20 protein-coding genes and 1 pseudogene are annotated in these 22,369 nt (G+C 64.9%); 12 read left to right on the top strand and 9 right to left on the bottom strand.

Annotated elements, in window-relative coordinates:
* Position 1: 1 nt before the first annotated feature.
* Together ABE472_RS14070 and ABE472_RS14065 are read right to left on the bottom strand one after the other, a co-directional pair.
* On the bottom strand, positions 2-949 hold the full coding sequence (locus tag ABE472_RS14070) for a polysaccharide deacetylase family protein (protein WP_346466507.1): 948 nt from the start codon (positions 947-949) through the stop codon (positions 2-4).
* Between the two features lie 106 nt (positions 950-1,055).
* The gene (locus ABE472_RS14065; protein ID WP_346466496.1) at positions 1,056-2,258 is read right to left on the bottom strand and encodes an MFS transporter; all 1,203 of its coding nucleotides are present in this window, start codon (positions 2,256-2,258) and stop codon (positions 1,056-1,058) included.
* A 304-nt stretch (positions 2,259-2,562) separates the two neighbouring features.
* Between ABE472_RS14065 and ABE472_RS14060 the strand changes: the two genes are divergently transcribed.
* Positions 2,563-3,465 (top strand): LysR family transcriptional regulator, encoded by a 903-nt coding sequence (locus ABE472_RS14060; protein ID WP_346466495.1) that lies wholly within the window; start codon positions 2,563-2,565, stop codon positions 3,463-3,465.
* Between the two features lie 175 nt (positions 3,466-3,640).
* A complete protein-coding gene (locus tag ABE472_RS14055; protein ID WP_346466493.1) occupies positions 3,641-5,251 on the top strand; it encodes an ABC-F family ATP-binding cassette domain-containing protein in 1,611 nt (536 codons plus the stop codon).
* A 9-nt stretch (positions 5,252-5,260) separates the two neighbouring features.
* Here ABE472_RS14055 and ABE472_RS14050 read toward each other — a convergent pair whose 3' ends face one another.
* Entirely contained in the window at positions 5,261-6,592 is a 1,332-nt protein-coding gene (locus tag ABE472_RS14050) for a GTP-binding protein (protein ID WP_346466492.1), read from the bottom strand.
* Between the two features lie 70 nt (positions 6,593-6,662).
* Between ABE472_RS14050 and ABE472_RS14045 the strand changes: the two genes are divergently transcribed.
* Positions 6,663-7,034 (top strand): MerC domain-containing protein, encoded by a 372-nt coding sequence (locus ABE472_RS14045; RefSeq protein ID WP_121042376.1) that lies wholly within the window; start codon positions 6,663-6,665, stop codon positions 7,032-7,034.
* Between the two features lie 14 nt (positions 7,035-7,048).
* Here the strand turns inward: ABE472_RS14045 and ABE472_RS14040 are convergent, their stop codons facing one another.
* A complete protein-coding gene (locus ABE472_RS14040; protein WP_346464048.1) occupies positions 7,049-7,381 on the bottom strand; it encodes a hypothetical protein in 333 nt (110 codons plus the stop codon).
* Positions 7,382-7,493: 112 nt separating this feature from the next.
* On the opposite strand from ABE472_RS14040, the gene ABE472_RS14035 reads away from it, so the two are divergent.
* Positions 7,494-7,913, top strand: coding sequence for a hypothetical protein (locus tag ABE472_RS14035; RefSeq protein WP_346466491.1), 420 nt, complete (start codon positions 7,494-7,496; stop codon positions 7,911-7,913).
* Positions 7,914-8,059: 146 nt separating this feature from the next.
* Here ABE472_RS14035 and ABE472_RS14030 read toward each other — a convergent pair whose 3' ends face one another.
* Positions 8,060-8,545, bottom strand: a complete 486-nt coding sequence (locus ABE472_RS14030; protein ID WP_346466490.1) for a transposase — start codon at positions 8,543-8,545, stop codon at positions 8,060-8,062.
* A 193-nt stretch (positions 8,546-8,738) separates the two neighbouring features.
* Here ABE472_RS14030 and ABE472_RS14025 point away from each other — a divergent pair, with 193 nt between their 5' ends.
* Both ABE472_RS14025 and ABE472_RS14020 read left to right on the top strand, forming a co-directional pair.
* Complete coding sequence (locus ABE472_RS14025) at positions 8,739-9,581, top strand: MnmC family methyltransferase (RefSeq protein ID WP_346466489.1); 843 nt, start codon at positions 8,739-8,741, stop codon at positions 9,579-9,581.
* A 200-nt stretch (positions 9,582-9,781) separates the two neighbouring features.
* Entirely contained in the window at positions 9,782-10,504 is a 723-nt protein-coding gene (locus tag ABE472_RS14020) for a hypothetical protein (protein ID WP_346466488.1), read from the top strand.
* Between the two features lie 149 nt (positions 10,505-10,653).
* On the opposite strand, the gene ABE472_RS14015 is transcribed toward ABE472_RS14020, so the two are convergent.
* Positions 10,654-10,830, bottom strand: a complete 177-nt coding sequence (locus ABE472_RS14015; protein WP_259261680.1) for a hypothetical protein — start codon at positions 10,828-10,830, stop codon at positions 10,654-10,656.
* 111 nt (positions 10,831-10,941) lie between these two features.
* Positions 10,942-11,754, bottom strand: a complete 813-nt coding sequence (locus tag ABE472_RS14010) for an alpha/beta hydrolase (RefSeq protein WP_346466487.1) — start codon at positions 11,752-11,754, stop codon at positions 10,942-10,944.
* Positions 11,755-12,325: 571 nt separating this feature from the next.
* Here ABE472_RS14010 and ABE472_RS14005 point away from each other — a divergent pair.
* From ABE472_RS14005 to ABE472_RS13995, 3 genes are all read left to right on the top strand, one after another.
* Positions 12,326-12,721, top strand: a complete 396-nt coding sequence (locus tag ABE472_RS14005; protein WP_259261678.1) for a BlaI/MecI/CopY family transcriptional regulator — start codon at positions 12,326-12,328, stop codon at positions 12,719-12,721.
* On the top strand, positions 12,718-14,274 hold the full coding sequence (locus tag ABE472_RS14000) for an ankyrin repeat domain-containing protein (protein ID WP_346466486.1): 1,557 nt from the start codon (positions 12,718-12,720) through the stop codon (positions 14,272-14,274). Before ABE472_RS14005 ends, ABE472_RS14000 begins: the two co-directional genes overlap by 4 nt.
* Before the next feature lie 156 nt (positions 14,275-14,430).
* The gene (locus ABE472_RS13995; protein WP_346466485.1) at positions 14,431-16,008 is read left to right on the top strand and encodes a serine hydrolase domain-containing protein; all 1,578 of its coding nucleotides are present in this window, start codon (positions 14,431-14,433) and stop codon (positions 16,006-16,008) included.
* 130 nt (positions 16,009-16,138) lie between these two features.
* Here the strand turns inward: ABE472_RS13995 and ABE472_RS13990 are convergent, their stop codons facing one another.
* On the bottom strand, positions 16,139-17,278 hold the full coding sequence (locus ABE472_RS13990; RefSeq protein WP_346466484.1) for a YncE family protein: 1,140 nt from the start codon (positions 17,276-17,278) through the stop codon (positions 16,139-16,141).
* Positions 17,279-17,677: 399 nt separating this feature from the next.
* Between ABE472_RS13990 and ABE472_RS13985 the strand changes: the two are divergent.
* Positions 17,678-17,829: pseudogene (locus tag ABE472_RS13985) on the top strand (transposase); the annotation flags it as partial.
* A gap of 266 nt (positions 17,830-18,095) precedes the next feature.
* Here the strand turns inward: ABE472_RS13985 and ABE472_RS13980 are convergent.
* Complete coding sequence (locus tag ABE472_RS13980; protein ID WP_302476391.1) at positions 18,096-18,569, bottom strand: very short patch repair endonuclease; 474 nt, start codon at positions 18,567-18,569, stop codon at positions 18,096-18,098.
* 29 nt (positions 18,570-18,598) lie between these two features.
* Here ABE472_RS13980 and dcm point away from each other — a divergent pair, with 29 nt between their 5' ends.
* Both dcm and ABE472_RS13970 read left to right on the top strand, forming a co-directional pair.
* Positions 18,599-20,176: a DNA (cytosine-5-)-methyltransferase gene (gene dcm, locus ABE472_RS13975; RefSeq protein WP_102788942.1), complete on the top strand. Its 1,578-nt coding sequence runs from the start codon at positions 18,599-18,601 to the stop codon at positions 20,174-20,176.
* A gap of 40 nt (positions 20,177-20,216) precedes the next feature.
* Positions 20,217-22,337, top strand: a complete 2,121-nt coding sequence (locus ABE472_RS13970; protein WP_346466483.1) for a sigma-70 family RNA polymerase sigma factor — start codon at positions 20,217-20,219, stop codon at positions 22,335-22,337.
* Positions 22,338-22,369 lie beyond the last annotated feature (32 nt).

Here is a 22,369-nt window from a genome sequence, read left to right as displayed (position 1 = left end):
GTCATTCCGCCTCGAGGCCGGCCAGCGTCATCACCCACGCCGGGACCTGCGGCTCGCCAGCATAGAACGCCTTCGGTCTGCCCTCGGCCATCGCCCAGCGCTGGATCCAGCTGATGCCCCCGGCGCCGTTGTAGCCATCGGCATGCTGGTAGGCCGGATCCTGCAGTGCCGCCTCCAGCGAGATGAAGCGATAGCCGCGCCGGCGCGTGGCGGCGACCAGTTCTTCCACACAGTCCGCGCTGAGCGCATTGGCGTGGATCAACCACACCTGTGCAGGCAACCGGCCCAGCAGCTGCTGCCCCTGCTGCTCGTAGTAGTCCAGCTTGTTGAGCATGTAGGGCACATAGCCGCGACGCAGCTGGCGCAGGCGAGCCTCTCGCGCGACCGGATCGGGCTCGGTATCGCGCACGTGATCGTAGGCGAAGGCCCAGATCCATTCGCTGTTGTCGACCGTGACCGGCGCGACCTGATAACCATGTTGCTGCAGGAACGCGCCGAGCGCAGCGCGTTCCTGCGGTGACCGTCCGGCACGCAGATACGGATGCCGGAACCAGCGCGGTGCCTGCCCGGTTTCGGCCAGCAGTGGGCGCAAGGTGGCTTCACCGCGCAGGATGTCCTGCTCATACGCGGCCAGGCCGATCGCGTGCAGATCGACATGGCCGTAGGTGTGGTTGCCCAGTTCGACACCGGCATCGCGCCAGTCGCGCAGCATCTGTACCCGCGTCGGCTGCACCTGTCCGTCCACCGCCAGCTTGACCTCGTTGACGAACCCCACCACCGGCACGTCGGCCCGCTTCAGGGCTGCGATCAACTGTGCATGACGGGCGGCAAGCTCGGGCTCGGCGCGTTCGTCCAGGCGCTGCCAGGGCAGATCATCGATCGTCAGCGCGATGCGCCGATCCGGCTCAGCCGCCTGTGTGACCCCGGCCAGGCACAGCAGCGCCAGCAGGCCAGTTCTAAGGACTCCGTTACGCACCTGCCACTCCCATCGCGATACCCGGCCCCAGCATAGCGCCGGGTATCGCGGCTCACCTTGCCGTGTGCGGCGGCTCGGCTCAGTGCGCGATCGGGGCCCACGCACGCGGCTGGCGCAGCACCACCACCAACGTGGCCAACAGCAGCACCAGCAGGACCGCCGGCAACCAGCGCTCGCCCACGGTCTCCAGCATCACCCCGCCGACGATGCCGGCCAGCGCGATCGCCAGGTTCCAGCCGGTCACCACGAACGACTGCGCGATGTCACCGGCCTCATCGGCGCGACGTGCCACCGCGGTCTGGAACTGGGTGGCAACGCCCCCGAACGACACCCCCCACACCACCGTGCCGATCAGCAGCACCCACGGTGTGCCCGGCCACAGCCCGAACGCCACGGCCGACAACGCAAACGCCAGCGTGCTGGCGATGACCAGTTCGCGCAGCCAGCGGTCCACCAGCAGCCCGGTGATCCAGATGCCGACCAGCGCGGCCACGCCGAACACCAGCAGCAGGCGATCCAGCCAGGCCGCCGCGCCGGACAGCGCCGCGAACGGTTCGATGTAGGTGTAGAGCACGTTGTGCGCCAGCACGTACAGGAACATCGTCAGCAGCGCAGTGCGCATGCCGCGCAGCCGCAGTACGTTGCCCAGCGGCTGCTGCGCCGCCGCGCCCGGGGCCGGCAAGGGCGGCAGCACCAGCCGCGCCCACACCAGCAGGCCGACGCTGAGCAGCGACATCAACCCGAACGCCCAGCGCCATCCAATGGTCTGGCCGAGCAGGGTGCCGGCCGGAATGCCGAGCGACAGTGCCAGCGGCGTGCCGACCATCGCCACCGCGATCGCGCGGCCCTGCAGCTGCGGCACCACCATGCGGCTGGCATAGCCGGCCACCAGCGACCACAGCAGGCCCGCGCTGATGCCCGCGCAGAAGCGCGCGACCAGCATCAGGCCGTAGTGGTGCGTCATCGCGGTGATGGTGTTGACCACCACGAAGCCGGCGATCGCAGTGAGCAGCAGCGGGCGGCGCGGCCAGCGGCGGGTCAGCGCGGTCATCGGCAATGCGGCGACGAGCGAGCCCAGGGCGTAGATCGTGACCAGCTGCCCGACCAGCGCGCGGCTGACGCCGAGATCGGCGCTCATCGGGGAGAGCAGGCCGGCCGGAAGCGCCTCGGTGAGGATGGTGATGAAGCCCGCGCAGGCCAGCGCCAGCAGCCCGCCGAACGGCAACCGGCTGGCGGCGTTGGGCAGGGGGAGGGCGGTGGAATCGACCGCGTGCCCGCTCATGGGCGCGCCTGGGTGGGTGCCGCATCGAAGGACGTGGGCTCGCGGAGGTCCGGGAGGGAAGACATGGGGGCACCAGCAGAAGGGGGAGCGCCACGGTAGGCGGTGAGCCGCCAGGGAAACAGCCGGGTGGCGCTCCGCACATTCCGGACCGGCGAGGCCGCAATCGGTGAAGCGCCCTCCCCGCAAGGTCTTCGGCCGGCACCAGTCACCCGCGCACCGCAGTGTTGCGGGCCAATGCCGCCGGCGCCCGCCCCGCAGGCCCTGCCGGCCGTTACAGTGCCTCTTTCACCCCGTGCAACCGCCCATGTCAGCCTTGGACAACCTCGGCAACCTGCAGACCTTCGTGCAGGTCGCCGACACCCGCAGCTTCGTCGAGACCGGCCGCATGCTCGGCATCTCCGCCTCGGCGGCCGGCAAGACGGTATCGCGGCTGGAGCAGGCACTCGGCGTGCGGCTGTTCCATCGCAGCACCCGCAGCGTCACTCTCACCGCCGAGGGCGAGCGCTTCCTGGTCCGGTGCCGGCGCATCCTCGATGAGCGTGACGCCGCCCGCGATGAGCTGGTCCAGCAGACCGAGGCGCCCACGGGGGTGCTGCGGGTCAGCCTGCCGCTGGTCGGCGACATCTCGCTGCCGCTGCTCACCGAGTTCATGGCCGCTTATCCCGGCATCCGCCTGGAGCTGGATTTCGATGACCGCCTGGTGGATGTGATCGAGGAAGGCTTCGACGCCGTGCTGCGGGTCAGCGCGCCGACCGACTCGCGCCTGAGCGCGCGACAGCTCGGCGTGTTCCCGCGCTATCTGGTCGCCTCCCCTGATTACCTGGCGCGGCGCGGCACGCCACGTGTGCCCGAGGACCTGGAGCACCACGACTGCCTGCACTACCGCTTCCCCAGCAGCGGCAAGCTGGAACCGTGGCCGCTGCCGCAGACGCCGGGCGCCGCGCCGCTGGCACTGCCGGTCTCGATGGTCAGCAATACGATCGAAGCGCGGCTGGCCTTCGCGCTGGCCGGGCGCGGCATCGCCTATATCCCCGAGCACTCGGTGCGCGAGGCCCTGGCCGACGGCCGCCTGCAACGGGTCATGGCCGACCGCATCCATGCCTGCGGCACCTTCTACCTGCTGTGGCCCTCCGGCCGCCATGTGCTGCCCAAGCTGCGGGTCTTCATCGATTTCATCAGCGCCCGGCTGACCGGGGTCAGCTGCTGAGCAGGCGGCGTTCATCGCCCTGCCGCCGGGCGGTTTTATACTGGCCACGCGGCAGCCAGCCGCCTTTGTTGCCGAGGTAGGCCTACATGCGCCATTGATGCCGCCGTCGTCTGACGGCCCGTCTCCACCCACCTGTTCCGCAGGAGGGGAGTCCTTGGCATCCAATGGAGGTCGCATGACCGCATTCGCTCTCACGCTCGACCGCGTGACGCATACCCTGCCCGACGGCCGGGTCCTGTTTTCCGAACTGTCCGCCGCGTTCGACGGCACCCCGACCGGCCTGGTCGGGCGCAACGGCGTGGGCAAAAGCCTGCTCGCGCACCTGCTTAGCGGCGATCTGACGCCCACCGCCGGCCGCATCCTGCGCAGCGGGCCGGTGCACCTGCTCACGCAGAACAGCGGCGTGCCTGAAGGCCGCATCGCCGATCTGGCCGGCGTCGGCGCGGTGCTCGACGCCCTGCACCGTATCGAAGCCGGCAGCGTGGATCCGGACGACTTCACCCGCGTGGGTGAGCGCTGGGACCTCCGCGAGCAGCTGCAGGCGCAGTGGCAGCTGCTCGGGCTGCCCGCGCTGGATCCCCTACGCCCGGCGGCCACGCTCAGTGGTGGCCAGGCGATGCAGGTCGCGCTGGCCGGTGCGTTCCTGTCCGGTGCCGAGGGGCTGATCCTGGATGAACCCAGCAACCACCTCGACGCCGCCCACCGCGCACGCTTGATCGAGGCGCTGCAGCGCTGGCACGGCGGCCTGATCGTGATCAGCCACGACCGCACGCTGCTGCGGCACATGACGCGCATCGTCGAACTGTCGCCAAGCGGGCTGCGCCAGTACGGCGGCAACTACGATCTCTACGCCGAACAGAAGCAGGACGAGCGGCGCAGTGCCGAGGCCGAGCTGGCCCTGCGCAAGCGCGAGCGTCGCCAGCAGCAGACCGAGCTGCGCGATCAGCGTGAGCGCATGGAGCATCGGCAGGCGCGCGCCACACGCGATGCACGCACCGCCAACCAGGCACCGATCCTGCTCGGTGGCATGAAGAACCGCAGCGAGCACAGCGCCGGCCGCTGGCAAACACAGCAGAGCGAGCGACGTACCGAACTGGATGCGCGCGTGCGCGAGGCTGCCGGGGAGGTGGAGCAGGACATCGAAATCGCCCTGCTCGCCCCGGTGATCCGTCAGCCAGGGCCCCAGCGCGTGGCCGAGCTCATCGCCGCCGAACTGCCGTGGGTGCAGGCGCCCGGGAACACGCTGGATCTCACCGTGCAGCGCGGCCAGCGGATCGGCGTGCAGGGCCGCAACGGCAGCGGCAAATCCACGTTGCTGCGGCTGCTGGCCGGCACGTTGGTGCCGGTGTTGGGGCATGTCGAGGTCTCGGCCAGCGTCGCCCTGCTCGATCAGTCCCTTACGATGCTGCCCGATGACGCATCAGCGCTGTCACTACTGCAGCGCGCGCATCCGGTGGCCGACGAAGGCACGCTGCGCACGCAGTTGGCCCTGCTCGGCCTGGATGCCGAGCGCAGCCTGCGGCCGTTGGCCACGCTCAGCGGTGGCGAACGCTTGAAGGCGGCGCTGGCATCGGTGCTGTACGCACAGACGCCGCCGCAACTGCTGCTGCTCGACGAACCCGCCAATCACCTCGACCTGCCCTCGCTGACCGCGCTGGAGCAGATGCTCAGCCAGTACAGCGGCACGCTGGTGATCGTCTCGCACGATGACGCGCTGCTGGAGGCGGTCGGCTTGAGCCATACCCTGCGCGCATCTGATCAGGGCTGGCAGCTGACGCCGGTGTAGCGCCGGCGGCTACGCGCGCGCCCACGCCGGGAAAGCGTCCGGCAGCAACTGCCACAACAGCGGCCCAGCGCGCAGTTCCTCATCATTGAGCAGGCAGGCATCCAGCTCGGCACGCACCGCGTGCTCGTCCATCGCCACCCCGATCACCGCCAGCTCCTGGCGGCGGTCGCCCCACCAGGGATGCCACAGCCTGCGCATCGCCTGGTACTCACCGGCATCGCCGACCTGCTCCACGCTGGGCAGCGGCGCGGTCCAGCACGCCGTCTGTTGGCGGGCCCAGCCGATATCCGTGTAGGGCACGCGCGTGGGTGACAGCTCGGGCACGGTGTTCTCCAAGCCCGCCTCCAGGCGCTCGCGCGAGGCGTACCAGACCCCCGCGACCGAGGTCTGCGTGGCCGCACCGACACTGGAGAGCTCGCCCACCGAGTCCATGCGGTTGGCCAGCCAGAAGAAGCCCTTGCTGCGGATCACGCTGCCCAGCCCGGTTTCCAGCAAGCGTGCAAAGCGCTGCGGATGGAACGGTCGGCGCGAGCGGTAGACGAAACTGGTGATGCCGTATTCCTCGGTCTCCGGCATGTGCTGACCACGCAGCGCCTGCATCCAGCCCGGTGCCAACTGCGCTTTGACGAAATCGTAGCGGCCGGTATCGAGCACCTCATGCAGCGGCACGTTGCCGTGTTCGGACAGCACCAGCCGCGCATCGCGGTTCATCGCGCGCAGCACGGCCAGCGTGGACTGCAGCGTGTCGTCATCGATCAGATCGCACTTGCTCACCACGATCACATTGGCGAACTCGATCTGCTCGGCAAGCAGGTTCACCACGCCACGGTCGTCCTCCTCACCCGCCTGCTGGCCACGATCGATCAAGCGATCGCTGGAGCCGAAGTCGTGCAGGAACTGCGCGCCATCGACCACCGTCACCAGCGTATCCAGCCGCGCGATGTCGCTGAGGCTGAAGCCGGCCTCATCGCGCACCGAGAAGGTCGCCGCGACCGGCATCGGCTCGGCGATCCCGGTCGATTCGATCAACAGATAGTCATAGCGTCCCTCCGCCGCAAGCCGCCGCACCTCGAGCAGCAGGTCATCGCGCAGCGTGCAGCAGATGCAGCCGTTGCTGAACTCCACCAGCGTCTCCTCGGTGCGGCTGAGTGCGGCGCCACCCTCGCGGACCAGCTGCGCATCGACGTTGATCTCACTCATGTCATTGACGATCACCGCCACCCGGCGACCCTCGCGATTGCGCAGCAGCTGATTGAGCACGGTGGTCTTGCCGGCACCGAGGAAGCCGGACAGCACCGTCACCGGCAGACGGGAATCACGAAGGGCAGCAGAGGCAGTCATGGCGGAGCAGGTCAGAAGTGGAATTGAAATGTTACTATATAACATTCACAGACCAAGACCCCCACGCCCCATGAAGCGATCCTCTGCCCTGTTGGATGCCGGCGCCATCGCGCTGTCCGGCCTATGCCTGCTGCACTGCCTGGCCCTGCCGCTGCTCGCGGCGATGCTCCCGCTGATGGGCGTGTGGGCCGAGGCCGAGTGGGTGCATGCCCTGTTCGTGGCGATTGCCGCGCCGGTGACCGGCTTCGCGCTGTGGCGCGCGCACCGCCAGCATCGCCTGCCCGTGCTGGCGATGGCCGCCGCGCTGGTCGGGCTGCTGTTGCTGCTGGCCGGCGCCATGGGCTGGCCGAGCCATGAGGCCGAGACCCCGATGACGGTGGTCGGCAGCCTGCTGTTGGCCAGCACGCATGTGTGGAACGCCTGGCGGCGGCACCGGCATTGAGCGGCCGGCTCGGCTCAGTGCTTGAACATCATCCCGACCAGGAACAGCACCAGCGGCGCGGCGCTGAGTACCGCGCCGATGATGCCCAGCCACGGCCAGCGTTCCTGACGCACGCGCGAGCCCACCGTGGCAATCAGGCCCACGGCCGCTGACGCGAGGACGCCGATGGAGACGCCTGTGGTGCTGGCGCCGGCGGTGACACCGTGGTTGGCGGCGGTGGCGATGTGGGCGGCGGCGGCCCCGACGGGGAGGCCCAGGAAGCTGACCAGGCCGAGCAGCGGCAGTCGCTGAGCCGAGATCGGCACCGTCGACGGTGAGCGCGGCACTTGCGGAGAATCGGGCGGCACGGGGTGTCTCCTGAGAATCGCATCACCGTACACCATCGCCCGCGACGCACACAGACGGCATCTTTTCATGCGGTGTTGGACAATGCTGAAACACCCGTCGCCAGGATCCGCCATGCGCCTGTTGCCCAGCCTTCTCCTCCTGTCCCCGCTCCTGCTGACCGGCTGCGGCAAGGACAACAGCGCCGGCGTGTTCTCCTCCGATCCGATGCTCGGCTGCTTCTCCACCCACGCACGCAAGCCCGCCGAGTTCCGTATCGAGCAGCAGCAGGGCCAGTACTACGTGTCCTTCAACCGCGATGAGCAATGGCAGCGCGACGCCACGCCGCTGCAGGAATCCAGCCGCGCAGAGATCGCCCAGTTCTTCCGCGACGATGCCGACCAGATCAACAAGGCCCTGGTGCGCCCCGGTGGCGGCTTCGGCATCTTCAAGTTCAACCCGGGGGCCACGCTCAAGGGCAAAGCCAAGGACAGCGACTACATGGCGCTGGTCCTGATCGGCGCCGGGCCGGTGTTCGCGGTGAAGTGCCCCTGATCGCCAACGTGCGTCGCGACCGCCTACCGGGCCACTGATGTTGGCTGCGGCCCACCGCATGCCCGCACCAGTAGCCCGGTCCGCCACCCTCATCCCCCGATATCGCCTGCCGCACACTTCCGCGGGCAAACCCCCACTCCCAACCGTCAGCCGCCCTCTTCCGGCTCGCGGCGGCCGCGATGGATCGAGCTGTATGGCCATTGCGTCGCATCACGCACATGCCCGTGCTTGACCGGGTTGTGGTGCACATACGCCACATGCCGCTGCAGGTCTTCGGCGTCGACGATCCGATGCTCGCGAAAGCCGTTGTGCCAGAGCGGCCGCAGGCTGCGATCACGCCGGAGCTGCAGCCGCGGCTCGGCCATCGGCAACTGGCGGTCAAAGATCGCCTGGATCTGCGCCCAGCGCCGATGGCCTTCCTCATCGCCCTCCGGCAGCGTCCACACCCCGTGCAGATGGTCCGGCAGCACCACGATCGCGTTGATCCGGAACGGCCGCGCCTGCTGCGCCACCCGGAACGCCAATCGCAGGGTCTGCGCCTGTTCCACCAGCAGGCTGCTGCTGCGATCGCGCAGGTGCGCGCTGAAGAAGTAGGCGGTGCCGGTCGGCCAGAGGATGTGGTCGTAGGACATGGCCCAAGTATCCAAAGCGCCAGGCCGAGCCACGATCAGTGCACTCCCTGTGAGCACCTCGGAGCGCAGCGCATCCAAGGGTCGGGCTCCCGTCATGAACGGGCCGCATGACGGCCGGCCAGTGGCTTCTCAGGTACGATGCCCACCCCTGACTGCCATACCGTCTGGCGCTCGCGCCGCGGCCTGAGATCCCGTGCCCCATTACACCGGCCCCCTGCTGACCCGCCCGCTCGCCGAGAGCCTGACCCGCGCCCGCGATGCCGGCACCGGGGAATGGACCGGCTCGCTCGACCTCGGCCGCTCCACCGGCACCGCCACGCTGGCGGCCGACCACTGGCAGTGGAAGGGTGAGACCTACGCCTATCCCGGCAAGACCAAGGACCGCACCCTGTACTACTGGGACGGCGAGGAATTCCTGGCGATCTCGCGCTTCGGCTCGGCGCTGATCAAGCTGGTGCCGACCGACTGGGACGCGCCGACCTTCGAGATCGACGGCATCAAGATGCTGCCCAGCGCGCAGGTCTCCCCGTTCGAGGATGCCCGCCGCAAGGTCGCGTTGATCGCACCGGCCGGCAAGACCGTTCTGGATACCTGTGGCGGCCTGGGCTACTTCGCGGCGTGCTGCCTGGAAGGTGGGGTGACCCGTATCCGCTCGTTCGAGAAGAATCCGGATGTGCTGTGGCTGCGCACGCTCAATCCGTGGTCGCCCGATCCGGACGCGGAAAGCAGCGCCGGTCGGCTGGCGCTGAGCCAGGGGGATGTGTCGCAGGAGATCGAAACGCTTGAGACCGCCTCGGTCGACGCGATCCTGCACGATCCGCCGCGTTTCGGCATCGCCGGCGAACTGTATTCACAGGTGTTCTATGACCAGCTCGCGCGCGTCATCCGCAAGGGCGGCCGGGTGTTCCATTACACCGGTTCGCCGAACAAACTGACCAGCGGGCGCGATGTGCCGCGCGAGGTCGCCAAGCGTCTGGAAAAGGCAGGCTTCAAGGCCGAGCTGGCGATGGATGGGGTGCTCGCGGTCAAGCGCTGAGCAAGCGGCCGGTCAACTGCCGCGTGGCAGTTTGGCCGCCCACATGTTGTCGACCAGATTGGGATTCTCTTTACAACAGAAACAATAGATAGGTCTTAGTGCGTTGCGTCTGGCTGATGCGTAGAGCAGCGCACAGTTCAAGAAAATGATAGTGGGCAGCATGATCCGACCGAGCTGAGCTCGTTCACCAGAGAACGCCGATGCCCATGTTCATTCTTCTACTCTCCGCAGCAGCCGCGATGCCGGTCACGCCCCCGCCCGCCGCCTATCGTGATGAACACACCCAAGAGCGCGACGGCACCAAGCGCATCGTGCGCACCGCACAATGGTCTGATTTGGATGGAGGTTTACTCCTGGTCGAGCAGAAACTTCGGCCCAACCCGGATGACTCGCTCTCCTATTTCTTCTCAGAACAGTCGCTCGCAACCCAGCTGTATCACCACGCACTATGTGAGCAGGATGGAATGACGGCGGGCCAAGGCGAAGGCATATTAAGCGGCCCCGATGCGATTGGAGGTTGGTCATGCGAACAAGAGGGCGACGGAGATCTACCCGTGCCCCGACTGGAGCAGGATCCAGGGTCGAAATCATCGTCGGTGGGAACGCTCTTGCATGGCGACCGCTCAGCTGACTACGTGTTCGCCTACGCGCCTTCTGGGAACGTGGGAGTGGGTGAGAACTTCCGCGCGCACGGTAGTGTTCGTTTTCGTACAACCCGCGCCGGCAACGCGGAGGCCCTGATTGGCGTCGACAACAGGCGTTGCGTCTACAGAGTCTCTCGATATTACTCGGCGGGTACGACCGGAAGCTTCGCACCTTGGGTGAATTGCATCATTCATGTCCCCACTACTGTTCCCACAGAGGCAGTTGGGTGTATACCTTGGGGATGCGCCACCGACCGGGGACGGGTCGTCGCCTATTAGTCAGCTCTATCACAACGAGAATGGGCAGACGTGCTCGACACAACATTCTCCAACACTGACGATTGGCGCAGATAGCATGGCCGGCGTGCCGCTCAATGATCGTGTGAAGCTATCCATCGTCATAGTAGCGGCAGCAGAGGCGAGAGCCATCAACTGCCGCGTGGCAGTTTGGCCGCCCACATGTTGTCGACCAGATTGGGATAGCGCCGCCCGTTTTCCTCGGCGCGCTGACGGGCCGCATCCTTCTGCGCCTCGGAGAGCGGCTGCGACTTCTTCTTCCCGTTGGGACTGGGCTTCTTCCAGGGCGGTATCTGGGACTGGCGCATGGGTGGTCTCGTGTGGCGTAGCGCTGCATTCTCGCTTGGCCGATACAGCGTACAAGAACGCCCGACACGTCATCGCAACGTGCCGGGCGCGATCTGCGAACGAGCTGTAACTTACTTCTTCAGGAAGTCCAACAGTGCGTTGTTGAACGCATCGGCATGGCTGGCATTGCAGCCGTGCGGCGCGTCCTTTAGCACCACCACCTCACTGCCCGCGATGGCCGCATGGGTGCGCTTGCCCGAGCCCTCGAACGGGACCGTGCCATCGCTGTCACCATGCAGCACCAGGGTCGGCACCGTGACCTTCTTGAGGTCGCCGCGGAAATCGGTCGTGCCGAAGGCCTTCATGCAGCCCAGCGCCGCGGTCTGATCGGACTGCTGGCACAGCTTGATGGCCGCCTGGCGCTCTTCCTCGCTGACCTTGAGCTCGCCGTTGGCGCTGAAGAAATCCTTGGTGAAGCCATCGAAGAAGGTGTCACGGTCCTTCTCCAGGCCTTCGCGCATTTCATCGGCCTTTTCCTGGGTCAGCGGGCCCTCGGGGTTGTCGCTGGTCTTGAGCATGTAGGGCGGCACCGCCGAGGCGAACACCACGCTGTGCAGGCGCGATTCGCCGTGCTTGGCGAGATAGCGCGCCACTTCACCACCGCCCATGGAGAAGCCGACCAGGGTGGCGTCCTTCAGATCCAGATCCTCAAGCACACCGGCCAGATCATCGGCGAGCGTGTCGTACTCATAGCCGTCGGCCGGCTTGTCCGAACGCCCGAAGCCACGGCGGTCGTAGGCCACCACGCGGTAGCCCGCCTCGCGCAGCGCGGGGACCTGGGCCTTCCACGATTCGGCCGACAGCGGCCAGCCGTGGATCAGCACCACCGGACGGCCAGTACCACCGGAATCTTCAACGTGCAGGCGAACGCGGGAAGCAGCCATGGGAACTCCTTGGAGCGATGGGGAATGAAGTTCGATCCTAGGGAGAGGAGGTTGGGTGAGCCGTGAAAGAAAGCGCGATGTCGCTGACGTGCCGTGCACAGGGCTGACTGATACCTGCCGGGGCGTTCAGGGGCGCGATGCTGGCATCACTCGGCCACGATCTCAGCATCTGAGACGGCAGCGGACGATAGTTGCCATGGGGCATCGTCGACGCTGGGAGCCGGTACATGGATTGTCATGAGATCACGCCGGAGGCTGCGCATCGTGTGGAACCCAGCGCGTCCGGAAACGCATGCTGTGGGCTGGCACTTACGTTGTTGTTGCATGGCCTGGGTGCGCATCCTGCAGCCCATGCGGCATTGCGCGCTGCTCTGCGGCAGAGGCCGGAGAGCGAGTGCTGTGCCAGCTGCGCGCTGTTGCGTGGCCATGACACCCCATAGATGCTTGCCGGCGACGTGGCCGGCGGAGCCATGGTTCGCCGCGCAGGCCAGCCATTACTAATTACATAGTTGACATGCCCGATCCGTCGGGCGCACGATGCGGGCATCAACTAACGAACCAGTAGATAGCCATGGCCCGCCCCGTATCGCCTGCCCTGACCGACGCCGAACGCCGCATTCTGGAGGTGCTCTGGAAGAAGAAGGAGGCGTCCGTGCGTGAGGTCACCGATGAGCTGTCCAGGAAGAAGCCGGTCGCCTATACGACCGTGCTGACCATGTTCAAGGTGCTGGACAAGAAGGGCCTGGTCCACCATCGCAGCGAGGGTCGCGCCTTCATCTACAGCGCCGCGATCACCCGCAGCGACGCGCGCAAGCAGGCGCTGGAGAATCTGCTCAAGTCCTTCTTCAACGATTCGCCCAGTGTGCTGGCCCAGCACCTGATCGATGAGCACGACATGGACGCTGACGAGCTCAAAGCGCTGCAGCAGCGCGTGGACGACGCATCTCCTTCGAGGACGCCCAAATGACCGTGCATTGGACCCAAGCCCTGGCAACGATGGCCGTGCAACACCTCTGGCAGAGCGCCTTGTTGTTCGCGCTGGCTGCCCTTGTAGTGGGGCGCAGCCGGATCAATGCAGAAGCTCGCTCCTGGGCACTCTGCCTGGCCTTTGTGCTGGCTGCGGCATCACCGCTGTTGGTCCTGCTGCCTCGCGCGGCGCCGACGACTGTTGAGGTCGCGCAGCAGGCCGTACTGCCCTTAGCGACTGAGGCTCCAGTGCCGGTTGTCGCGCAGAAAGTGGACGGCATCACCAACACGATCCCCGCCTCCACCACGCCGACCCTGCTGCACGGCGCCGTACTGATCTGGTTGCTCGGCACGCTCTGGGGCCTGACCCGCCTGGGCCAAGGCGCATGGCAAGCGCGTCGCCTGCATCGCAGCGCGCGGCATTCGCCCCAGCACGAAGCGCTGCTGGGTGGAGAACTGCCTGCGGGTGCCAGCGTTGCACTGTCCGATATCGCCCCGGGGCCGATGGTGGTTGGCCTGTGGTCGCCGCGCATTCTGGTGCCGACCACGATGGCATCCACCCTGCCCCCGGCCGCGCTGCGTGATCTGCTGCTGCATGAAGCCGCGCATATCCGTCGGCATGATCTGTGGATCACCGCTGCCCAGCGTGCACTGCTCGCCGTGTACTGGTGGAGCCCGTTCCTGCACCTGCTGGGCCGTCGGCTGGATCTCGCCCGCGAGATGGCTTGCGATGAGCAGGCGGCCCTGCGCACCGGCAGTGGCCGCGGCTATGCCGATTCCCTGCTGGCCGGTATCGCCGGACTGATGACGCAGCGCGGGCACAGCGCGCCACTGGCCGTCGGCATGTCCGCCACCCGCAGTGGCTTGAGCCAGCGCATCGATGGGCTGCTGCGCCTGGACACGCGCTCAACCCGCTGGACAACGCGCTTCGGCTGGGGCGCACTGTGTGCGGTTGCGCTGGTCGCGCATGTTGGTGTCACCGTGGCCGCTACGCCGCGGTTGGGCAAAGCGATCATCGTTGCAGAGAACGAAACCGCCACTACGTCGCGTACCGTCTCGCCGCACGCCGAGCAGCTGCTCAGCGCGGCCAGCAACGGCGACATCTCCCGCGTGCAGCAGCTGGTCAAGACGGGGGTTGCCGTGGACACGCAGGTCAGTGGCGACGGCACCGCGCTGATCATCGCCGCCAAGCAAGGCGAACTGGCGATGGTCGACGCCCTGCTCGTGCTCGGCGCGCAGCCCGACCTGGCCTCGCGCGGCGATGGCAATCCACTGATCGCGGCGGCACGTCGCGGTCATCTGCCGGTAGTGGAGCGTCTGGTCGGCGCCGGGGCCGACGTCAACCGCATCGTCGCCTACGACGAAACCCCGCTGATCAATGCCGCCCGCTCCGGTGACGTCGACACCGTGGCCTATCTGGTCGAGCACGGTGCCGACGTCAACCTCGGCGTGGTGGCCGATTTCGGGCAGTGGCGCTCGCCGCTGAACCAGGCACGCAACGATCGCGTCCGTGACTACCTCATCCAGCGTGGTGCGGTCGCCGGCAGACGCTGACCGGCCGCACTCCCCACGGGTGACGCTGATCGGTGCGATGGCCTCCGCCGCCATCGCCCGCCACGCCATCCCCTCTTTCGCTGCACCGTATCGCCCCTCACTGCGGCGTGCACGCGCACGCCTGTCTTTCGCGCATCGCCCCTCATGAGGTATCGCATGGCTTACGCATCCACTCCGCAGGCATCCACACCATTGCGATTCCACCGCGCTCAGTACGGCCTGCTGCGCGCGTCATTGTGTGCCGCGCTGCTACTGCTGCTTGCCGGCCCCGGCGCGGCGGCGGACCCCGAAGACGCGACGATTCGCACGGCGCTCGCCTCCGGCCTGCGCCCCACCGTGGTGCCGGCCGATACCGGGCTGCCGCACTGGTCGCTGCAGGAACGCATGACCCAGCACCATGTCCCGGGCGTTGCGATCGCCGTTCTGCGCGACGGCAAGCTCGTGCACAGCGCCGGCTACGGTACGCGCGAGGCGGGCACGCAGGCTGCCGTGAATGCCGACACGCTGTTCTCGGTCGGCTCGGTCAGCAAGGTGGTTACGGCCGCCACCTCACTGCGATTGGTCGCCGACGGCACCCTCGCGCTGGACCGGGACATCGCCACCTACCTGCGCAGCTGGAAAGTCCCGGCTACCCCGTCGGTGCCGGCACCGCAGCTGACCCTGCGCATGTTGATGTCGCACACCGCCGGGCTCGGCGTCCATGGTTTCGCCGACTACCTGCCCGGCGAGCCGCTGCCCACCTTGCTGCAGACACTGGACGGCATCGCCCCGGCCAAGAACAAACCCGTACGTCTGATCCATACACCCGGCGAACGGGGCGATTACTCTGGCGGCGGCGTGATGGTGGAACAGCTTGTGCTCGAAGACGTGACCGGCCAGCCGCTGGACACGCTCGCACGCAGGCAGGTCTTCGAGCCACTGCATATGCAGCGCAGTCGTTTCACCGATCCGCCCACCAACACCGACAACATTGCCAAAGCGCATGACGGCGACGGCAAGCCCACCGCCCTGCCGCGCGGCTGGCAGTCCTTCCCCGAACAGGGCGCCTCGGGCCTGTGGACCAGCGCCAACGACCTGGCCGCGTTCGTTGTTGCCCTCACGGCCAGCTACCGTGGCCAGGGCGACTTCCTGCCGCGGCCCATTGCGACCGACATGATGACCGAGGTGTCGCCAAGCTGGCACGGCCTTGGCCCGCGTCTGGACGGTGCCGGGCAGACCCGGATCTTCCACCATGGCGGCTCCAACGACAGTTACCGGGCGTGGATCGAGGGGTATCTGGAGACGGGCGATGGCTTTGTGATTCTTACCAATGGTGAGAATGGCGCCGCGCTGGCGACGGAGATCCGCAATGCACTGTCGGATGCGATCGGGCGTGGCGTGAATCCTGCCGTGCGCACGGTTGCGCTGGACCTTCGTGAGCCGCGGTATGCGGACTATGCCGGGGTGTTCGAGCAGGACGAGCGCGTGCCGATGGCGCAGCGCGGTGCGTTGGCCGACATCTTCGACATCCCGGCGTTGGAGGTGAAGGTGGCTGGTGGGGAGGTGCGCGTGGGTGTGGCTGGAACGAAACGCGATGGGCGCGTGCTGCCAGTGTCGCCGAATCGGTTTGTGTCACCAGATATCGATGGGCTGGAGATAGAGTTCCATCGGGATGCGTTCGGGAAGGTGGAAGCGTTGAGTGTGGTGTTTGGGGAGGGGCGGGGATATTACGTGCGGCGGAAGCGGGATATTTGATGACGATTGGGGCCGACGCCGAGGGCTTTGCGCCAGTCTCGCATCACGGCGCGCGGGAATAGAGCTTCCGACGCAGCGAATACAGGACCGGCCGCGCGAGGCGGCCGGCCCTTGGTCCAGCTACAACGCGTTACAGCGCAATCCGCGCAACAGATTCTTCGCTGCCCTTCGGCTCGCTGTCACCGTTCTTGACGGTCACGTACAGCACGTTCTTCTTCGCATCCAGCGCCAGGCTGTTCGGGTGCGTCGGCACCGCGTATGTGGCCACCTGCTTGTAGGTGTCGCTGTTGTATGCGGTGACGGTGCCACCATCGCGGTTGGTCACGTACAGGCGCTTGCGCGGTGCGTCCAGCAGGATGCCCAGCGGGCCGGCGTCGGTCGGGATGCTGGCCAGTTCCTTGCCGGTGGTGCGGTCCAGCACCAGCACGCGCTGGCCCGGGTGCTTGGATTCGAAGCCCGAGCTGCTGGCCTGGTACTTGCGGATCATCTCCGAGCCCTGGTCGGTCACGAACAGGCGCTTGCCGGCCGGATCCAGCGCAATGTTCATCGGCTGCTCGGCACTGACCTTGAAGCGCTGCTCAACCTTGCCGGTGTCGGTACCGACGGTGACGACCTCGGCCAGCAGGTTGGAAGTGTAAACGCGCTTGGCCTTGGCATCCAGCGCCAGGCCCGGTGCCTTGGCGTTGCCCAGGCCCGGAATGGTGTTGATGACCTTCAGCGACTGCGTATCCACCACGAACAGCACGCTGCCCTCACCCGAATGACCGGTGACGTACAGGCGGTTGTTGGCGCCATCGACGACCAGCTCGCGCAGATCGTGGGTGTAGGCGGCCTTGCCATCCTTGCCGACCTTTTTTTCCATCAACTGCACGATGCCGACCGGTTTGTTGGTGGCAGTGTCGACCACGGTGATCGAGGTATCGACGGTGTTGCCGACGTACAGCCGGTCGTTGGCATCGTCCAGCACTACGCCGAACGCCTTGCGCTCAAGCGGGATGGCGGTTTCGACGGCCAGGGTTTCCGGGTTCAGGCGCAGCACCTGGGACGGACCGGCGGCGTCGCCGAAGCCGCCCGAGGAGGCGACGAACACGGCGTTCTGCTTGGGGCTGAAGGCCAGCTCATAGAGGCCTTGGGCGACGGCCTTGCGCTGGACGGCGGTGGTGCTGGCGGATGCGGTGGTCTGATCAGCGGCGAACGCGGACGGCGCGCCAAGGCTCAGGGAGATGGCGAAGGCCAGAGCGGCCGAGCGGATTACGGAATTGCGGTACATGCGAGCTTCCTTGAAGGGGCACGGGAGGGTGTCCTGGCTCGCTGGGCCGTACATTTGACGGCCGGCCCCGCATCTGTCTGCGCTGGGTGGGCTGGCTGGGTTTGCGGGGGAATGGTAGCAGGGCGGGAGGGTGGGTGCAGCCACAGGCCATGTAGTCGCCAGGACGGGGCCGCGGCTGCCATGCAGCATGAAGCTGGTGTCAGCGGAAGAGCGCTTGTGCTTCGGGAAGAAGGCAGGATCGCCGACGCTGACTACTGCTATTACGCTGATGCCAGTGAAGAGGGAACCGGTAAGCACTGCTGCCGCTGCTAGTGCTACCGGCCACGATGATTGCAAGGGCCGACGCGCCCGAGTTTGAGTAGCGCAACAATTTGGAGTCCAATCCTCAATGACAGGGAGATTGGACGTGAAGAACGCCTTTCCGAGGAACAGATCATCGGCTTCCTGCGCGAAGTTGAGGCGCGCATGGCCATCAAGTCCTGTGCCGCCAGCAAGGCTTCAGCGAGGCTTCGTACTATCTGTGGCGCAGCAAGTTCGGCGGCATGAGTGTGTCGACGCCAAGCGGCTCAGCGGCTGACTCCAGCGGCTCAGGCATTAGGCAATTGCTCCTATGGGCACCCGGCGCGACTAAAGAATCAGCGACAGGGGCTTCTACCCTGGTATGATCCCGTCATGCGTCGGGGGGCGCGGCTCAGGCATTCAGAGTGGAGCACTGAACCCTGCCGCAGACAGATTGGGGCCGACATCCTGGATCAGGAGCGGCGCCCTTTTTGAACGCGAAAATGAACAAGGGAATGATCGTAGACAGATGGATTTTTCACGATTGACCACCATCCAAGTCTCCACAGATTACTGTGCCGTCGCTGGCCCGGATCTCTATTCCCTTTCGGCCACTGGATATCCATTCAGAAAGGCAATCACTCGCGGCACTGGAGTCGAGTCGGATAGCGCACTCCCATACAACTGCCACGCGCCAGCTCATGTCCAGAAGCGACCTGACTACCGCCAGGTCGCGCTGTCGATTGGCGGAGAGTTTTGCATCCCAGAAGTCTGCTCGTGTCTTCGGCAGTCTGAAGAGAGGGCAACCCTCATGGCGATGCCAGAAGCATCCGTGTACGAACACCGCGGCCTTCCATTTTGGAAGCACAAGGTCAGGCTTTCCTGCGAGGCCCTTCGCATGAAGTCGAAAGCGGAACCCACGCGCCCAAAGTTGCCTTCGGACAGTGACCTCCGGCTTAGTGTTCCTAGCCCTGATTCTCGACATCAGTGCTGACCGAACAGCCGGGCTCATCACATCAACCATCTAGCAGAGACTCCGTCTTGACCGCAGTACGTAAGCCCATCGGTGTAATTGATATCTTTGCCGGCCCCGGTGGCCTGGGCGAAGGGTTCAGCAGCTTCAAGCCCGAAGAAGGTGCCAAGTACCCCTTCGAACTCGCGGTATCCGCTGAAATGGAGAAGTCTGCGCATTCGACTCTCCGTCTCAGGGCCTTCTATCGCCTTCTCATCCGGCAGGAAGGCCAGGTCCCGCAAGAGTACTACGACTATCTGGATGAAACTGCGAAGGGCGACGCCCTTCCTCCGGCAACACACTTCGGACACGGTCGATGGAGCGACCTGTGGGCTGAAGCCGAGCGAGAAGCGCTCAACCTCACCCTGGGAGAAGAGCGGGACAATCAGGCCCTCTATTCACGGATCAACGAGGTCAAGGATCAGTACGAGAAGATGATCCTCATCGGAGGCCCCCCGTGCCAGGCTTACTCCGTCGTAGGCCGGGCTCGCCAGCGGCATGTGGAGGGGTTCTCCTCAAAGGGCGACAAGAAGCATTTCCTCTACAAGCAATACCTGGGTCTTCTTGACGAGTTCTCACCCGCTGTCTTCATCATGGAGAACGTCAAGGGAATCCTGACTTCCAAGGTTGGCAACAAGGAGATGTTCGCTGCAATCATGCGCGATCTCTCCGATCCTGCTACAGCCCTGAAAAGGGAAAAGAAGGGGGGAAAGAACGGGTATCGCTATGTGCTTCTTCCTATCCACGTTGAGGAGAATCAGAAGCGGACCAGCGAACTTGTCGCGGAGGATCCGTCTGCATTCATCATCAAGTGTGAGAACCACGGAATTCCACAGGCGAGACACCGGGTCATTATCATGGGTGTCCGGGAAGATCTTCTTCCCGATGGAATCGAGGACTTGCCCGGCCTCAATGCCGCAGAGCCGGTCAGTGTAAAGAAAGCCCTCGAGGGGCTTCCCAGGCTGAGAAGCGGACTGAGCCGCAAACAGGACGATCCCGAAGAATGGCGGAAGGCCATGGAATCGGAGAGGGATCGCTTGGTCCGGATTCTGGGCAAATCCCATCCAGAGCTGATCGAGAAGCTCAGCTCGATTGTTCCATCCGGCGGGCTTCCGCGCGGCTCGATCAAGTACACCCAGGACAGCAACCCTTACGTCAAGCAGCTCAAGAGCGACTCGCAGCACTCCGTGCTCAACCATGAGACTCGGGGGCACATGAAATCCGACCTCGGGCGCTACCTCTTCTGCGCGGCATTCGCGCGCGAGCACGACAGATCACCGACCAGCCGTGACTTCCCAAAGAAGCTCGCGCCTGATCACTTGAACTGGGAAAGTGGTTCGTTCTCGGATCGCTTCCGCGTTCAGCTCAAGGGCAAGCCTTCAAATACGGTGACCAGCCACCTTTCGAGAGATGGTCACGCGTTCATCCATTGGGATCCTCGCCAGTGCCGAAGTCTCACGGTCAGAGAGGCTGCCCGGCTACAGTCGTTCCCGGACGACTATGTTTTCCTCGGCAATAGGACTCAACAATTTGTACAGGTCGGAAATGCAGTTCCGCCTTTGATTGCCAGACAGATCGCCCGAGTCGTGTGGTCGATACTCAGCTAGGCGAAGGGTTCAACAGGGGGAACCAATGAATCAAGGGGAAATGGAGTCCCTGGGCTCTACAGGTACCCGGGCTGGCAGTGAAGCCAGCGCCGGGGACAAGCGGCAATCATCGCTGAAGCCGCTCCTTCGACTCGCCGCGCTTCGCGGCGATGCGGAGCATGTTCTGCGCTACCTTCAACTCGGGGGTGACGTAGAAGCACGCGACCAGCAGGGGCGGACACTACATATGCTTGCCGCCTCCAAAGGGCATCTGGATCTCTGCCGCCTGATTTCGGAGCATGCTCTCGAAGTTCAGCGGCTTGCAGTCCAGAAGGCTGACGATTCACCAGCCACGCTGGACGGCCTCTGGAGCAATGAAGGTGATGGTGAGGCCGAGGAATCTGCTCAAACGCGAGCCACTGATTCCAGACAGAACTCCTCTCCCGACGGTGCTGAATTCGAATCCGAGTTCTTTGCCACTTGGGAGGAAGAAGTCGCGACCGAAGCGCCGCTGGAGGATCCCTCGCTTCGATCGACAATACAGGTCGTGCAGGAGGTCATTTCCAAGCACGTAATTGTCGATAACGATGAGGACTGGAATGACCTCGCGAAGCTACTCCCAAGTCACGCCGAAATTTCACTGGTGCGGGAGCTCAATCACAGCTCGACACATGGACTCTTCGAAGCGCTAGTTCATCGCGCCCAGATGGAGGGCAACTTCAATCCTCTTGACCTTGAGGTCATCTCCCGTGAGATTGAAGGCGATGAGAGGGGCGATGTACTTCGCCAGCTCACTGTCCTTATGGGCCAGATTGACGCCGTACCGGAAGTCGATGATGAGTGGCTACCTCCTCTGCATCTAGAACAGGAGAGCGAACCAACATCAGACAGCGATATCGGTGAATCGGAGCAGTTCATGCAGGATCTCGCGTCCATGACGAACGATCCCTACTTCCACTTCGCAAAGATTGCCCAGTCGTCTGTCCTGCTTGACCGTACGGGCGAAGAACGAATGGGGCTTCTGCTGGACTTGTCCCTCAAGGATGCGTATCGCGCCATCGCAGAGAGCCCCCATGCTGTCGCGTCGATAGCAGGCCTAGCCACAGACTTTGAGCGGGGTCGCGTCTCAGTCGGCCAAATCAGCCACATCAGCAGCGAAGACGATGAGCGCGCCAGCGATCTTCTCGACGCCTCGGATGACGCCGATGATGATCCAGCCCCGGCCCGGCCCGTCAGTGGACTCAACCTGAGCGACATGCTGGAAAGCGCACGCTGCGGATGTTTCGCCTTCCAGGAAAATCCAGACAACCAAGGTCTTGCTAGGGATGCATTGACCGCAGTATCTGCGCTGGAGCTGACCTCATCGACCGTTAAACGGTTTGACAAGGAGTTCAGGGCAGCTGGGTGCACAAGCGTACTACTGCGTAGAGCGGTGCAGCGTCTGTCGCGCCTCGAGCTCGAGATGTTCCATGCAAACGTTCGACTCGCAGTGCACGTGGCAGACAGCCACGCGTGGAGCACGCTGCCACGCATGGATCGCATTCAGGAGTGCCTGATAGGCCTGCTCAAGGCTATCGACAGATTCGATTACGCAAGGGGCAACAAATTTTCTACGTATGCAATGTGGTGGTTGAAACAGTCCGTTGGACGGGCCATCGGAGACACAGCGCGTGTCATAAGGTTGCCCATACACGTCATGGAAAAGGTCAACAAGGTTTCGAAGGCAGTCAGAGTCCTTCGTGAAGACTCATTCGATGACGTGCGCGCCGAGGACATCGCCAAGGTCTGCGATCTATCAGTTGGAGATGTAGCAAAGTTGCTGAATGTGGCGCACGACGCGGTCTCTTGGGACCAGCAGGATGAGACAGCAGATTTGGTCCTCGCCACTCCAGATACCTTTCAGCCGCCTGAGGAAGTCACTGATGGATATCTGCGTAGGCGAGCGATCGATGACTGCCTAGGTGCGCTTGGTTCAAGAGAAGCTGAAGTCATCCGACATCGGTTTGGATTGATCGACGGCAACGACAAGACATTGGAGGAAGTCGGCCAGATCTTTGGCGTGACTCGAGAGCGGATACGTCAGATTGAGTCCAAGGCGCTGAGACTGATGCGCCACCCATCGCGACGCCTCAGGGAGTTGGTCAATGGAAAGCCGGAGGCTGACGATGCAGCAGAACAGTAAAGGTAGGCCGCAAGGCCGAAATGCTCCCCCCA

The sequence above is a fragment of the Stenotrophomonas sp. TWI809 genome, assembly GCF_039673205.1.
Taxonomy (GTDB): Bacteria; Pseudomonadota; Gammaproteobacteria; order Xanthomonadales; family Xanthomonadaceae; genus Stenotrophomonas.
The sequence above is the reverse complement of the archived record's forward strand: the minus strand, read 5'-3'. Positions and strand labels throughout refer to the sequence as shown.